The sequence below is a fragment of the Arthrobacter sp. 05L421 genome (genome assembly GCF_056397785.1).
Genome location: NZ_JBFTOC010000002.1, coordinates 388,019 through 401,829, shown reverse-complemented (window position 1 = coordinate 401,829; position 13,811 = coordinate 388,019). Strand labels below are relative to the sequence as shown.

At 66.1% G+C, this 13,811-nt stretch carries 14 protein-coding genes; 7 read left to right on the top strand and 7 right to left on the bottom strand.

The annotated features are described in order from the left end of the window. The first annotated feature begins 39 nt into the window (after positions 1-39). The 4 genes from AC1DKQ_RS04775 to AC1DKQ_RS04760 all read left to right on the top strand — a co-directional run bounded on the left by AC1DKQ_RS04775 (position 40) and on the right by AC1DKQ_RS04760 (position 3,680). Entirely contained in the window at positions 40-1,197 is a 1,158-nt protein-coding gene (locus tag AC1DKQ_RS04775; RefSeq protein WP_476883438.1) for a cupin domain-containing protein, read from the top strand. After that, positions 1,194-2,021 (top strand): fumarylacetoacetate hydrolase family protein, encoded by an 828-nt coding sequence (locus AC1DKQ_RS04770; RefSeq protein WP_476918357.1) that lies wholly within the window; start codon positions 1,194-1,196, stop codon positions 2,019-2,021. Before AC1DKQ_RS04775 ends, AC1DKQ_RS04770 begins: the two co-directional genes overlap by 4 nt. Then, entirely contained in the window at positions 2,021-2,779 is a 759-nt protein-coding gene (locus AC1DKQ_RS04765) for a maleylpyruvate isomerase family mycothiol-dependent enzyme (RefSeq protein ID WP_476883413.1), read from the top strand. The genes AC1DKQ_RS04770 and AC1DKQ_RS04765 overlap by 1 nt, the downstream gene beginning before the upstream one ends. A gap of 97 nt (positions 2,780-2,876) precedes the next feature. Next, positions 2,877-3,680: an alpha/beta fold hydrolase gene (locus tag AC1DKQ_RS04760; RefSeq protein ID WP_476883412.1), complete on the top strand. Its 804-nt coding sequence runs from the start codon at positions 2,877-2,879 to the stop codon at positions 3,678-3,680. A 10-nt stretch (positions 3,681-3,690) separates the two neighbouring features. Here AC1DKQ_RS04760 and AC1DKQ_RS04755 read toward each other — a convergent pair whose 3' ends face one another. Both AC1DKQ_RS04755 and AC1DKQ_RS04750 read right to left on the bottom strand, forming a co-directional pair. Further along, positions 3,691-4,179: a VOC family protein gene (locus tag AC1DKQ_RS04755; protein WP_476883411.1), complete on the bottom strand. Its 489-nt coding sequence runs from the start codon at positions 4,177-4,179 to the stop codon at positions 3,691-3,693. A 128-nt stretch (positions 4,180-4,307) separates the two neighbouring features. Next, on the bottom strand, positions 4,308-5,408 hold the full coding sequence (locus AC1DKQ_RS04750; RefSeq protein WP_476883410.1) for an AAA family ATPase: 1,101 nt from the start codon (positions 5,406-5,408) through the stop codon (positions 4,308-4,310). A gap of 127 nt (positions 5,409-5,535) precedes the next feature. Here AC1DKQ_RS04750 and AC1DKQ_RS04745 point away from each other — a divergent pair, with 127 nt between their 5' ends. Beyond that, positions 5,536-6,354 (top strand): CPBP family glutamic-type intramembrane protease, encoded by an 819-nt coding sequence (locus tag AC1DKQ_RS04745; RefSeq protein WP_476918356.1) that lies wholly within the window; start codon positions 5,536-5,538, stop codon positions 6,352-6,354. Positions 6,355-6,433: 79 nt separating this feature from the next. Here the strand turns inward: AC1DKQ_RS04745 and AC1DKQ_RS04740 are convergent, their stop codons facing one another. Genes AC1DKQ_RS04740 through AC1DKQ_RS04720 form a run of 5 tightly spaced genes read right to left on the bottom strand, consistent with a single transcriptional unit; the run spans position 6,434 to position 11,426 of the window. Then, entirely contained in the window at positions 6,434-7,048 is a 615-nt protein-coding gene (locus AC1DKQ_RS04740; protein WP_476918355.1) for a TetR/AcrR family transcriptional regulator, read from the bottom strand. Between the two features lie 26 nt (positions 7,049-7,074). Continuing rightward, a complete protein-coding gene (locus AC1DKQ_RS04735) occupies positions 7,075-8,274 on the bottom strand; it encodes an NAD(P)/FAD-dependent oxidoreductase (RefSeq protein ID WP_476918354.1) in 1,200 nt (399 codons plus the stop codon). Further along, positions 8,271-8,462: a ferredoxin gene (locus tag AC1DKQ_RS04730; RefSeq protein WP_476918353.1), complete on the bottom strand. Its 192-nt coding sequence runs from the start codon at positions 8,460-8,462 to the stop codon at positions 8,271-8,273. Before AC1DKQ_RS04730 ends, AC1DKQ_RS04735 begins: the two co-directional genes overlap by 4 nt. Continuing rightward, positions 8,459-9,631, bottom strand: a complete 1,173-nt coding sequence (locus AC1DKQ_RS04725; RefSeq protein ID WP_476918352.1) for a cytochrome P450 — start codon at positions 9,629-9,631, stop codon at positions 8,459-8,461. The genes AC1DKQ_RS04730 and AC1DKQ_RS04725 overlap by 4 nt, the downstream gene beginning before the upstream one ends. A 58-nt stretch (positions 9,632-9,689) precedes the next feature. Then, positions 9,690-11,426 carry an MFS transporter gene (locus AC1DKQ_RS04720; protein ID WP_476918351.1) on the bottom strand — a complete coding sequence of 579 codons (1,737 nt, stop codon included), beginning with the start codon at positions 11,424-11,426 and terminating at the stop codon, positions 9,690-9,692. Positions 11,427-11,732: 306 nt separating this feature from the next. Between AC1DKQ_RS04720 and AC1DKQ_RS04715 the strand changes: the two genes are divergently transcribed. After that, entirely contained in the window at positions 11,733-12,743 is a 1,011-nt protein-coding gene (locus AC1DKQ_RS04715) for a phosphotriesterase family protein (RefSeq protein ID WP_476918350.1), read from the top strand. A gap of 51 nt (positions 12,744-12,794) precedes the next feature. Beyond that, positions 12,795-13,748, top strand: coding sequence for a phosphotriesterase family protein (locus tag AC1DKQ_RS04710; protein WP_476918349.1), 954 nt, complete (start codon positions 12,795-12,797; stop codon positions 13,746-13,748). Positions 13,749-13,811: the final 63 nt, after the last annotated feature.

Sequence of the window (13,811 nt, the reverse complement as noted above, 5' to 3'; positions counted from 1 at the left end):
CACGCCAACGAACTGTTCAGACCTACCGAGGAGGCCCACGTGTCCATCAGCGCCGAGAACACGACTCACGAATCAGTGGCCGCGGGGCACACTGCTCCGGAGCCGACGCCCGAAGAGGCTGCCCAGCTCAGAGAGCTGTACCGGGATTTTGACCGGGAGAACCTGATCCCCCTGTGGACCGAGATCGCGGATTTGATGCCGATGGTGCCGACTCCCAAGGCTGTCCCCCACGTCTGGCGCTGGAGTGACCTGTATCCGCTGGCCGCCCGTGCCGGGGAGTTGGTCCCGGTGGGCCGCGGCGGGGAACGCCGGGCGATTGCCCTGGCCAATCCCGGCCTGGCCGGAACGCCGTACGCCACCCCCACGCTGTGGGCGGCCATCCAGTACCTGGGTGCCCGCGAAACCGCGCCCGAACACCGGCATTCTCAGAACGCGTTCCGCTTCGTGGTCGAGGGTGAGGGCGTCTGGACCGTGGTGAACGGGGACCCGGTGCGGATGTCGCGCGGGGATTTCCTACTGACCCCGGGCTGGAACTTCCACGGCCACCACAACGACACCGATCAGCCGATGGCCTGGATCGACGGCCTGGACATCCCGTTTGTGCACTACGCCGACGCCGGCTTCTTCGAGTTCGGTACCGAGCGCGTCACGGATGAGGCCACCCCGGACGTCTCCCGGTCCGAGCGGCTCTGGGCGCACCCGGGTCTGCGTCCGCTCTCCGGGCTGGACGACACGACGAGCTCCCCCATCGCGGCCTACCGCTGGGAGCACACGGACCGTGCGCTGGCCGAGCAGCTGCTGCTGGAGGACGAGGGCCACCCGGCCACCGTTTCCCAGGGCCACGCCGCCGTCCGCTACACCAACCCCACCACGGGCGGGGATGTGATGCCGACCATCCGGGCCGAATTCCACCGTCTCCGCGCCGGCGCCGCCACCGAGGGCCTCCGCGAGGTCGGCTCCAGTGTCTGGCAGGTCTTCGAAGGCTCCGGCACGGTGGTCCTGAACGGCGAAACCAGGAACCTAACGAAGGGCGACCTCTTCGTGGTCCCGTCCTGGCAGGAATGGTCGCTGCAGGCGGACCTGCAGGCCGAAGCTGGCTCTCAAACTTCGTTTGACCTGTTCCGCTTCAGTGACGCCCCCATTTTCGAACGGCTGAACTTCAACCGCACCTACATCGAAGGACGCAAGAACGCATGAGACTCCTCACCCTCCGCACCGGAAACGGCACGACCAAGGCCGTCCGCCAGGACGGCGACACACTGACCGAGATCAACGGCTTTGCCGACGTCGGCGAGCTGCTCCGCACCGGCGACTGGGAGGCCACCGCGAAGGCAGCGAACGGCGCCACCCACGCGGCCGACGGCGCGGACCTGGACGCCGTCGTCCCCTCCCCCGGCAAGATCATCTGCGTGGGCCACAACTACCGCAACCACATCAAGGAAATGGGCCGGGAAGTCCCGGAATTCCCCACCCTGTTCGCAAAGTACCAGGAGTCCCTGATCGGCCCGAACGATGACCTGGCCCTGCCGCAGGAATCCGTCGCCGTGGACTGGGAAGCCGAACTCGCCGTCGTGATCGGCAAGAAAGGCCGCCGGATCAGCGAGGCCGACGCTGCGGACCACATCGCGGGCTACGCCGTGTTGAACGATGTCAGCATGCGCGACTACCAGTTCCGCACCATCCAGTGGCTGCAGGGCAAGACCTGGGAAAAGTCCACCCCGTTCGGGCCCGCCCTGGTCACCAAGGACGAATTCATGGCCGGGCCCCTGATGACGTCCGAGGTCGACGGCGAAATCCAGCAGCAGACCCCCACCGGCGACCTCGTCTTCACCCCGGAGTTCCTGGTCTCATACATCTCCACCATCATCACGCTGAACCCGGGCGATGTGATCGCCACCGGCACCCCCGGCGGCGTGGGCCACGCCCAGGACCCCAAGCGCTACCTGCAGGAGGGCCAGCTCCTGGTCACCACCATCGAGGGACTGGGCCAGCTGAAGAACCGCGTGGTCAAGGAGGCCTGATGGTTGCCCGCCAGGACCAGACCACGGACCCGGAGCTGCTCGCGGCCCTGCTGCAGGCCCGGCGCGGCACGGCGTTCTTCGCCCGCAAGCTCAACGAGCTCTCCGACGCGGAGCTCGACGGCGCGTCGCTGCTGCCGGGCTGGACCCGCCGCCACATCACCGCGCACATCGGCTACAACGCCCGGGCCATCGCCCGGCTGGTCGAGTGGGCGGCCACCGGAGTGGAAACCCCGATGTATGCCTCCACAGCCGTCCGCGACCACGAGATCGACTTCGGCGCCACGCTGAGCCCGATCGCGCTGAGGCACCTCTTTGACCACTCCGCCGTGCACCTGAACGTCGAATGGCGGGACCTTCCGGAGGACGCCTGGCACCACAAAGTCCGCACCATCCAGGGCCGGGAAGTGCCTGCCACCGAAACGGTCTGGATGCGCACCCGGGAAGTCTGGATGCACACCGTGGACCTGGCCAACGGCGCAAGCTTCGCCGACATCCCGGCATCCGTTCTCGAGCGGCTCCTGGCGGACATCGCCGGCGCCTGGAAGGCCCGCGGCACGGACGCCGGCCTCGTGCTCGAAGTATCGGACCACGATCTCACGTTCGGTGACACAGCGTCGGACGCCGCCTTTGTGGTCAGCGGACCGTTGGCCGCCGTCGTGGAATGGGCCGCCGGCCGGGGCAGCGGCGGCGTTACAGCCACAGGGCCCGGCGCTGCAGCCACAAACGGTAAGGTTCCGGCCGCGCCCAAGTGGATCTGAGTCTGTCAGAGCGCTGATTCCGCCGGTGCTCAGCAATCGAGTGGAACCGCACCAACAACCCCCGCCTTGAAGCCGCGGCGCGATCTACACTGTCTGGATGAAGGCGACGGTCAGCGGGGTGTCTGTGCACTACGCCGAGCACGGCAGCGGCAGGCCGGTCCTCGCTCTGCACGGTGCCGGCGTGGATCATCGCGAGATCGCCGGCGCCCTGGAGCCGATATTCCGCAGCGTTCCCGGCTTCCGGCGGCTGTATCCGGATCTGCCGGGGATGGGCCTAACGCCGGCGCCCGGGACGATCAACAGCAACGATGACGTCCTGGACCTTCTGCTTGGCCTGATCGACAGCATCATCGGTGATGAACCGTTGCTGGTCATGGGCCAGTCCTACGGCGGGTACTTGGCCCGCGCCGTGGCCAATCGGAGACCTGACCAGGTGGCCGGGCTGGCGCTAATTTGCCCGGTTGGCGCGCAGACCCGCAACGTGCCCGCGCACGAGATTCTCGTTTCGTCGGCCGACCTTGCCGGCAAACTGAGCCCGGAACTCGAGGCCTCCTACCGCAGCTACTTCGTGGTGCAGACGGATGAAACGCTGAGCCGGTTCCAGGAGTTGGTGGCACCCGCAGTTTCCCTGGTTGACGAGCCGGGCGTGATGCGGATCTTTTCGAATTGGGAGCTTCGGGATCGCCCGGAGGCTGCGGCTACCTATTCTCATCCCGTGCTAATCCTTGCTGGACGGCAGGATGCGACGGCCGGGTTTACGGACCCGTGGGAGCTGGTGGAGCACTACCCCCGGGCCACCTTTGCTGTACTCGATCGCGCCGGCCACGCGCTTTTGCACGAGCAACCCACACTGACGCAGGCCCTGATTGTCGAATGGCTCGCGCGCGTGCGGAGTCAATGATGGTTCACGATCATTGCCGGGGCAACGGTTCCTGGTTTCGTGGTGGGGCTGTCCTCCGGGCATTTTCAACAACATACACCTGTCCTTCGGGCGCCGACTTGTGAGACTCCGTAGTGTAGAAACGGATCTCGTGCCCGTCCGGGTCTGAGAGACCGGGCAGGATCCACCCGAGAGAGGCGACGTGGACGCCAGCGTGGGCGTCGCCCAACTGCGTCAGCCGCGTGGATAGCGCGTCCATTGCGGCCTTGGTCGGAACGCCGATGGAGAAGTAATCGAATCCAGCGGAGGACGCGGCTTTGCCAGGATCCAGCCGCAGCGCCAGTCTTGGCCCGCCATCCGGGTGATCAAGGGCAAGGCCCATGACTTTGCCATCTTCGCGGAACTCCATCGCAACGGCATAGCCCAGCCGGCTCTGGTACCACTCGCGACTGCGGTCGAGATCACTGACCGGGAGTTTGAGGTGGTGCACGCCATCGAACTGGGGAACTTGAGTGTCCACGGCAAATCCTTTGATCGCAAGCTCGTGCTCCCACGATAGTCCGGATCATTGCCCGGCACGCCGCAATCATCCCAGTCGTCACCACCTGAATGCCTCTCCGGGGACTCGCAGGGACGGCACGGCGACGACTAATTCCGGCTCGGGTGGGCGGAGAGGTATTCGCGGAGGCCCGGGATGGCATAGCTCACGCGCCCGTGCCCGGATGCTTCGATGAGTCCGGCGTCGATGAGGCGGGTCCGGTAGTTGCCGACGGCGTTGGGTCGCAGGCCGGTGCGGTTGCCGATATCCAGGGTTGCCGAGGGGCCGGAGTCTTCCGCCATGGCCTGGAGGAAGTCGCGGTCTCTGGCGGAGGTGGTGGACAGGGCGGCCTCGATGACCATGCGTTCGTTGCGCCGCCGGGCCGCGGTCACTGCGCGGTCAACGGCGGCGGCGTCGAGACTGTAGCCCGCCTTTTCGGCTTCCTGCCAAAGGTGATAGCCGACGAGCTGGATGAGGAAGGGGTAGCCTCCGGTGGCCTCGGCAGCAGCCTTGGCCAGGTGCGGGGACAACCCAATGCCGGCACTGGCGAAGGTCTCGGAGAAGGAGCGTTCGACTTCGGCGATTGATGCGGCGTGGAGATCGATGCGGTCTGCCCGTCGAAGGAAGGTGGCCACGCCCTCGTTGAGCAGATCAGATACGGCGGCGGGAAGGCCGGCAAAGACGAGTCCGATGGGGAGGCCCTCGCGGATGAAGTGCTGGACGTCGGCGGCGAGGCGTGAGAGGTCCGGCCTGTCGGCGGCGTGGATCTCGTCGACCGTGATGATCAGCCCCGTGCCCTTAGCGGCCAGGAGCCGCAGGAGGGTCACCCCACGGGCACGCCAGTCCACCTGTTCTTCAGGACCGAGCTGGGTGGTGACGGAGAACCCTGCCAAGGACACTGCCGTGATCCGCCGCCCAGTGGGCCCGTCTCCAAGGTCGTCCGTCAGCCGGCGCATGGATTCCCCGATTCGCCCGACAAAGCCGGTGGTGGCCGTTTCGGAGATGACCGCCCAGCCGTTGCGGAGCGCCAGATCTTCAGCGGCACCGAGCATCACGGTCTTGCCAATGCCCCGGGCTCCGGTGAAAATGGTCAGCAGGCCGGGCGCTCCTGACCCGATGCGCAGTCCATAGGCGAATTCATCCAGAACTCCCCCGCGGCCGATGAGGTCAGGTGGAGTTGCTCCCGCGGTCGGTCGAAAAGGGTTCTCCACGCCAGCTCCTGTGAATCCTTGTGTATCTTGTGTATCTTGTGAATCTCCACCTTAGCTCTGCCAGCGCCCCAAAGGTGACTGCCTCTAAACCGTTTCGCGCCAGGGAGGGCACTGGCATGCTTGTGGGGTGACATCGGTCTCGGCGGAAAGCCAATGTACCGCGCTCAGTTGGAAGCTGCTGCCGGCGGTGCTGGTCTCGCTGTCCGGAGTGGCGCTATTCGGCGTCGGGAACAACCCGCTTGGCTACGGCGGCCTTGCCCTGGGCCTGGCCACAGCGGCCTTCATCGACCGTGAGTTGACGCGGCACCTCGCGCTGATCGCGGCGGGAATGGTCATCATCAGCATGGTGGCACTGAACGCTGACCTGAGCATCCAACACATGATACTCATGGGCAGTGCCCTTGCCTTGGCCGTGCTGGTTCCGTGGATCGTGTCGCGGTTCGTCTACCGCGAGAAGATCATCAAATTTCCGGTGAAAACCGGCCGTAAGTGGCCGTTGATCGCGAGGGTGTACCTGATCGGCGTCGTCCTGCTCGGATACTTCATCCTGCCCGTCTACCTGATCAGCACTGGCGTGTACCAAAACTGGCCGAACCCATCTGACCCATCGACCTTCGGGCGGCTCTTCCTCGGAGTGAACGCCGTTGGTATCTGGGACGAGCTGTTCTTCATCTGCACCGCGTTCGCGCTGCTGCGGCGGCATTTTCCAGACTGGCTGGCCAACATCCTTCAAGCCGTGATCTTCTCGTCCTTTCTTTGGGAGATCGGCTACCAGGCGTGGGGGCCGCTTCTCACGTTTCCGTTCGCGTTGCTGCAGGGCTACACCTTCAAGCTGACGAAGTCCCTCACCTACGTCGTGACCGTGCACCTGATCTTCGACTTCGTGCTGTTCCTCGCTCTGGTCCACGCCCACAACCGCGACTGGCTGCCGATCTTCCTGTACTGAATACGTGATGGCCGGGTGGGTCGGAGGCCCCGGCTGCGCCCGGCATAAGCAAAGGCTTCCCCGTTACGTGACGGCCGGCTTAGCCTTCAGCGCACAGCAGGTGGTACCAGTTGTCGGCAAGCACCTCGAGGGCGTGTTCGCGGTTTGGTTCAAACTTGCGGCGTGTCCAGAGCGTGGCTACGTAGTCCAGTGAGGTGAAGGCGAGGGTTCCGCGGATGTGGCGGGTCTCCTCCGAGAAGCGCCCGGCCAGCGTCATCCCGCGGACCAGGTCGGAAATGACCTCCTCATGCCATCCGTCGACCATGGCGCGCACCTCACGGTCGACGGCGGCGGCCTCGTCGAGCACGTCGAGGTAGGGACGGAAGACCGGCCAGAGCGCCGCCCGTGACTCCAGCCAGGCCAGGATGCCCGGCAGCTCGCCCGCGCGCACCACGTCCACGAGGTCCGGCGCGGTGGAGCCGCTCCCCGGTGCGTCGGCACGATCCAGCACCGCGTTGACCCGAGCCATGAAGTCCCTCATCAGGTCAACCCGTGAGGGGTAGTAGGCGTAGAAGGTGGCCCTGGTGGTGCCGGCCGCCGCGGCGATTTCGTCGATGGTGGTCGGGGCATAGCCCTTCTCGGTAAAGAGCTCAAGCGCGCGCTCCACAATCATGTCGCGGGTGAGTTTCTTCTGGGCTTCTCGCAACGACGACATAGAACAATCCTAGCGGTGGCGTGGCGTCAAACCCGGGCGGGCGCGTTCGGACGCAGCGCGGCCGGACCGGCGTCGGCCAGCCGGCGGAGTTTGGGGATTGGGATCCGGTAGTTGACCGCGGCGGCGGTCCCGGAACCGTCCGGGTTGTCCCAGCGCAGGAGTACTGACCCGCTCTCCCGGCCCGGCTCGCAATAGTCGGGCGTACCCGCCACCGGAGTGAAACCAACCGCCTTGAGCGACAGCCCGAAGCCCTCCGTCCAAAAATAGGGCTGGAAGTTGAACTCGGGTGCGGCATCGCCCTCAAGCAGGCCGATGGCCGCGACCCTGGCCTGGTCGATGGCGCTCGTCCACAGGGGAATCCGCTGCACGCCGCGTCGGGTCGGGAAGAACGCCACGTCGCCGGCCGCCACGATGTCCGGCCGGATCCTGCCGCGCGAATCGACGCGCAGCGACCCATTGGTGAGCAGGTCTGAGCCGGTCAGCCAGTCAATGTTCGGCTCATCGCCGACGGCGGTGACCACGAGATCCGCCTCGAGTTCGGTGCCGTCGGCCAGGACAACTTTGGCCCCGGTACCGTGACCAGTCAGACGGGCCTTCCCGCCGCTGACCACCCGCAGTCCGCGCCGGATGGCGGCGGAAGTGAAGAGGCCGGCCAGATGGTCGCCAAGCTGACGCGACAGTGGCGTGACGTCGGAGACGAGCGTGACGTCGCAGCCCACGTGCAGGCACCCGGACGCGACCTCCATGCCGAGCGGTCCCCCGCCGACCACGATGACCGAGGGCCGCGACGCAACGCGCTCCTTGAGAAGGATCGCATCCTCGATGGTGCGCAGGGTGAATTCCCGGAGGGAACCGTCCTGTTGCGGTTCTGCTGCTCCTTGCCCGGGGGTGAGACGCTTCGCCCTGGAACCGGGGGCGATGACGAGGCCGTCATACGGCAGCTCACTGCCCCCGTCCAGGCGGACCAATCGCCGGTCGACGTCAAGACCCGTGGCGCTGACGCCGAGCAGCTCCGTTGCGTCGTGCGTCGGCTCGGGGAGCTCGTGCGCTCGGAGGGCATCGTCGCCATGCAGCAGCGCCTTGGACAGGGCGGGACGGCTGTAGGGATGGTGGCTCTCGGCGCCCACAACCGTCAGCTCACCGTCGAAGCCCGCCGTTCGGAGCGAGTCGCAAGCTGTGAGGCCGGCGATGCCGTTGCCTACCACCACGATCCTGCGCATCGTCATGCCGCCAGTCGGAGCGCGGCGACCGGGCAGATCCTGACCGCCGCCTTCGCGGCATTAAGGGCGGCCCCGTCCACCTCGGGCACATCGATGACCAGTTCGCCGTCGTCATCCAGATGCATCAGCTTGGGCGCGGCTTCCTCGCACAGGCCGTGTCCCTCACAGCGCGGCCGGTCCAGCTCGATTCTCATGCTGCCACCACCTTGGTGACCTGGAGCTTCTCGAAGCTCCGGGTCATGTTGCTCGGCAGCCGGACCTCGTCGGAGATGGTCAAGGATTCCACCCGGCGGGCCAGCGCCTCGATGATCGCATGCGCTTCAAGCTTTGCCAGACCCTGGCCGGCGCAGCCGTGCGGTCCATAGCCGAAGGCGAGGTGGTCCACCGGGTTGCGGAGCACATCAAAGGTGTCGGGGTTCTCGTAGTGCCGCGGGTCACGGTTGCCGGCGCCAAAGAGGATGCCCACCTGCGCGCCTGCAGGAATGGTGACGCCGTCGATTTGCACATCACGCGTTGCTCTGCGGCCCCAGACGTGGATCGGTGCCCAATAGCGCAGCACCTCGGCGAAAGCTGCGGGGACGAGTTCCGGGTTCTCCCGGACCAGCTTGAACTGCTCGGGGTGATGGCCGAACAGGGCGATGATGTTCCCGATGGAGGCGATGGTCGTGTCGACACCCGCCCCCAGATACTGGTGGATGATGTGCCCGGCAGTTCCCTGGGGAATCTCCCCCCGCGTCTCGGCGTCAAAGATGCCGCGTCCGATGGAGCCGGGCGTGAGGTCCTCGGCGGTGACCGACGAGCACCAGCCGTACAGCTCGCCGGCAATCGGGAAGTTCTCCTGGGTGCGCCGGTTCAGCGGGCCAAGGACCTGCATCGCGGCTTGGCCCCAGCGCAGCATGTTGTCCCTGACGTGGCCGCTGAAGCCGATGAGGTCGGCAACGATTTCGATCGGGAAGGCGCGGGCCAGCGAATCGACGGCCTCGAAGCTGCCACTGGCGGCGAGTTCGGCGACGAGCTTGTCAGCCTTTTCGTCGATGACCACTTTCAGGCCGCGGAGTGCTCGGGGCGTGAGGTTCTGGGACAGGGTGGCGCGGAGCTGGGTGTGAACGGGCGGGTCAGAGGCCAGCGAGGTGCCCTGCAGCGCCTCGTTCACCATGGGGTTGAACCCGATGCTGGTGGACGAGAAGGTTTCCGGATCACCGAGGGCGTCGCGGATGGCATCGTAGCGCGTCAAGACGTACAGGTGGTTCTTGGGCAGGTGGACCACTGCGGCCTGCTCACGGAGCGCGGCATAGGTGGCGTAAGGATCGACAAGGATGTCGTCATCCCAGATGTCGATGTCTGATTCGATGGGTACAGTCACTGTGTTCTCCTTGTGGGGGTAGGGGGTTGGCCTGGCCGGTCGGGTCCGGCCGTCCGTCTTAGACGGTGGCCTCGGCGTTTGCTTCGGTGGTCTCCGCGATGGCATCGGAGGTGGGCGCCGAGGACCGTGCGGAGATGAAGAGGGTGAGAATGGCGGAGAGGATCGCCGCGATGCCCGCGGTGAGGTACACAGCCTGGAACCCCTGGCCCAGCGAGGTCTCTGCCACGCCCTGGATCTGCGGCTGTGCGGCGTTGAGGGCTTGGACCATGCCGTCGACGGCAGGGGCGGGTGCGCCGCCGGCCACTGCCTGACCAGTGAACTGGGCGATGACGCCGTCCCAGCCGGCGAGGAAGCCCAGTGGCGGCACGTTCGCCAGCCCGCTGACGGCCTCGGCGGGCAATCCCGCCCCGCCGAGGATCCCGGCAAGGGGACCGGCGAAGGCCGTCGCACCGATGCCGAAGGCGATGGCTGAGCCGACCACGGGGCCGAGGGCGAAGCCGAGGTCGCGAAGGAGGTTCGTCGTGGCCGAAGCCATGCCGATCTGCTGGGGCGGGACGGTGTTGATGGCAACAGCGGTGACGGAGCCGACGGTGAGGGCGAATCCGATGCCCAGCACGAGAAGCGGCGGGATAAAGGCCGTCCACGGGGTGCCGCCGAAGGCCTCCGGAGTGCCGAGGGCGAATGTCGAGAGCCAGAACCCGGAGACGGCCATGAGTGCGAAGCCCGCGGTGAGGACCCAGCGCGGGGCCACGTGGTGAATGAGCCATCCCACAACCGGGATGAAGGCGAATGCGGGACCCTGGATGAAGACGAAGAGCACCCCGACCTTCCAGGTCTCGGCAAGGGCGAGCCCGCTGACGGCGACGCTCGTGCTGAAGCAGATCGCGAGGAAGGCGAACATGCCCGTGACAGCCACTATGCCGGTGATCGAATAGGCACTGTTCTTGAACAGCGACAGGTGGATCAGCGGCTGCGCTGTGCGTGATTCGATGACGACGAAGGCGACCAGGAGGATTCCGCCCACGACGTAGCTTGCAATCACCTGGGCGCTGCCGAACCCGGCATCCACCGCTGTCACGGTGGCGTAGAGGACGGCGATCAGGCCCAGCGCGAGCGTAATCTGGCCGGGCAGGTCCAGCTTGCGCCCCTCCGCCGACGCCGAGTCCTTCGCCCGGAGCGCGACGATGAGAACGAGCACGGCAATGGCGGCCGCGACCAGGTAGGCCGCCCGCCAGCCGCTGAACGCGTTCGGTGCGCCCGGAGCAACACCCGGCACGGTGAAGAACTGCGCTGTGAAACCGGCGAGCACTGGGGAGATCACCGCGCCGAGGGACAGGAACCCTGCCCACGTGGCGATGACCTTCGCCCGTGCGCGGTGGTCCGGCGTGATCGCCGCGATCATGGACAGCGAGATGGGGAACAGGATGCCCGCCGCGATGCCGCCGACCGCCTGCGCGAAGATCATCATCTCGGTCGTCGGCGCCAGCGCAGCCAGGACGGAGCCGACGACGCTTAGCGCCGCGCCGGCGTAGAGCAGCTTCTTGCGGCCGAACAGGTCGCCGAGGAGCCCCCAGCTGAGCTCGAACACCACGATGCCCATCAGGAACATGCCCGCGATCCAGGTCAGGCCCGCGCCCGAGGTTTGGAATTCCGCGGCGAAGGTGCCGCTGAGGGCCCCTGGCAGTGCATTGGTGATTTGGGCCAGTGTGACCGCGCTGTACGCGGCAACGAAGGTGGCTCGCACAGAGCCGCGGTTCGACGCTGTGCTCGTCTGCGCAGTGTTGGTTTGACTCATCGATGAAACTCCTTTGTTTCCGGTGGACTCTCCGGTGACGCGCCAGTACTGGTGCCCTTCCGGGCAAGAGCAGGTAGGCCGGAGGTAGATGTGGCGTTCCCCACAGTTTGATATCAAGGTTTACACACTGTCAAGTGTCTTTACGCCACGTTGACTTCATGAACACTTAAAAAACATCACTCTGACTATTTCTTTGACACTATGTAAAGAAATATGTGATGCTGGCTACACCGCAACGCAGCGACGGCATGGCCGGGCTCCGCGGCGCCCCTGCACTCAGAACCCGAACTTCAAGGGAGAACCCACGTGAGTCACCCCACACCCGCCGAGACCGGCGACACAGTCCACGCCCCGGCCGGGCAAACCGTCAATACGGTCCTGGGCCCGGTCCCTGCTTCCGAACTAGGGGTTGTCGCGGTCCATGAAGCCTTGTTGTCGGTGCTCCCAGGTGCCCAGTACGCCCCGGACATCTCCATGGACCGGGCGGAGATCTTCGAGGCCCTGGCCGCGAAGCTTGCGGACTTCCGCGCGCACGGCGGCCAGACGATCGTCGACAGCACAGGCATGTTCCACGGGCGCGACCTCAAGCTCTACGAGGCGCTCTCCCGCTCCACAGGTGTCCACATCGTTGCCTCCACGGGTCTGGGTCCGGAGGAAGAACTCGGCGGATACTTCTTGACGCCGCAGACCAACCCGCCCATCCCTTGGCCGGCCGAAAAGTTCGGCGATCTCTTCGGCAAGGAAGTCACTGAGGGGATGGTGGTTCCCCGGGTGGAGCGCCGCGCCGCCGCTGGGATCGTCGCCACCATCGCCGACCGCGCCGGCATGACCCCGACCGAGGAAAGCCTGTTCCGCGGCTCCGCCCGCGCCGCCAAGAACACCGGCGTCCCTGTCTCCATCCGCTTCGGCGAGGATGCCCTGCACGATCTGGACATTGTTCTGGACGAGCAGCTCGAGGCCGACCGGGTGCTCGTCGGCGACCTGGACCGCAAGGATGCCGCCGGCTCCGCCGTCGAAGTGGCGTGCCGCGGAGCCTTCGTCGGGATCGACCACGTGGGCCTGAACGACCACGCGGACTACCTCACCGACCACGACCGCGCCGAACTGGTGCTCGAGCTCGTCAAGGCCGGCCATGCCGACAAGATCATCCTGTCGGGCAATTCGATCGGCGTGGCCAAGGGCCAGCCGGAGTACAACCTGCCTTACAGCCACGTCCTGACCACGTTTGTGCCGTTTCTCAAGGCCAGGGGCCTGAGCGATGAAGACTCTCTGCGCATCCTCGTGGACAACCCGCGCAACCTGCTGACCGTGCGCTAAGCACACGTCCGCCCACACACAACAATCTTTCGAACCCCTGAGGTGAACGAAATGACCAAGGTCAACACAGTGCTGGGAACCATCCCGGCCGAAGAACTGGAAATCGTGGCGGTCCACGAACACATCGGCTACGGAATGCCCGGGTCCGAACTGGACACCAGGTGGTGGAAGTCGCCGGAACAGGCCTACGAGGAGACCGTGCCGAAGCTGCGGAAATTCCGCGAATACGGCGGCGGTACCTTCGTGGACGCCACGGGCATCTGCAACGGCCGCGACGTCGACTACTACAAGTCCCTGTCCCAGAAGACGGGCGTACACATCGTGGCCTGCACCGGCTTCGTCGGCGGCGACACCGCCCTTCCCCACTTCTCCCGCGCAACCGTGGACTACCTCGCGAAGGTGTTCATCCACGAGATCACCGTAGGCATCGGCAACACGGGCGCCAAAGCCGGCGTCATCAAGGTCGGCGTGAGCCGCGGCGGACGAATGACGGACCTGGACAAACGCATCTACCGGGCCGCGGCGCGCGCCGCCGTCGTCACCGGCGCCCCGGTCCTGACCCACCTGGCCATCGACCCCGAACCCGCAGTGAATATCTTCAACGAAGAGGGCCTCCCGCTGGACCGCGTGCTGTTCGGCCACGCCGACGACGGCCTGAACTCTCCGATCACCCCGCACGACTGGATCTACGATCAGGGCGGCCGCATCGGGTTCGACACCTTCGGCTACGACCTCGAACTGCCGGATCCGCCGTTCTGGGGCCGCAAGCGTGCCGAACGCATGGAGCACTTCGTCAACCTCGTGAACAAGGGCTACGCGGACAAGCTCCTCGTCTCGGCCGACGCGAACTGCAGCCCCCTGGGCTGGCCGGGCGTTAAGGGCCACACCATCAACTACATCTTCGAGGACATGATCCCCGACATGCGCGCGGCTGGCATCGACGACGCCACCCTCAAACTCCTGCTCGAGGACAACCCGGCCGAGTTCCTGTCGCTGCACGGCTGACCTGCGGACAGGCCACCACAACCTGCCCGTCCCCCAGAAACGGTCCGGGCCAAGAACAGTCAA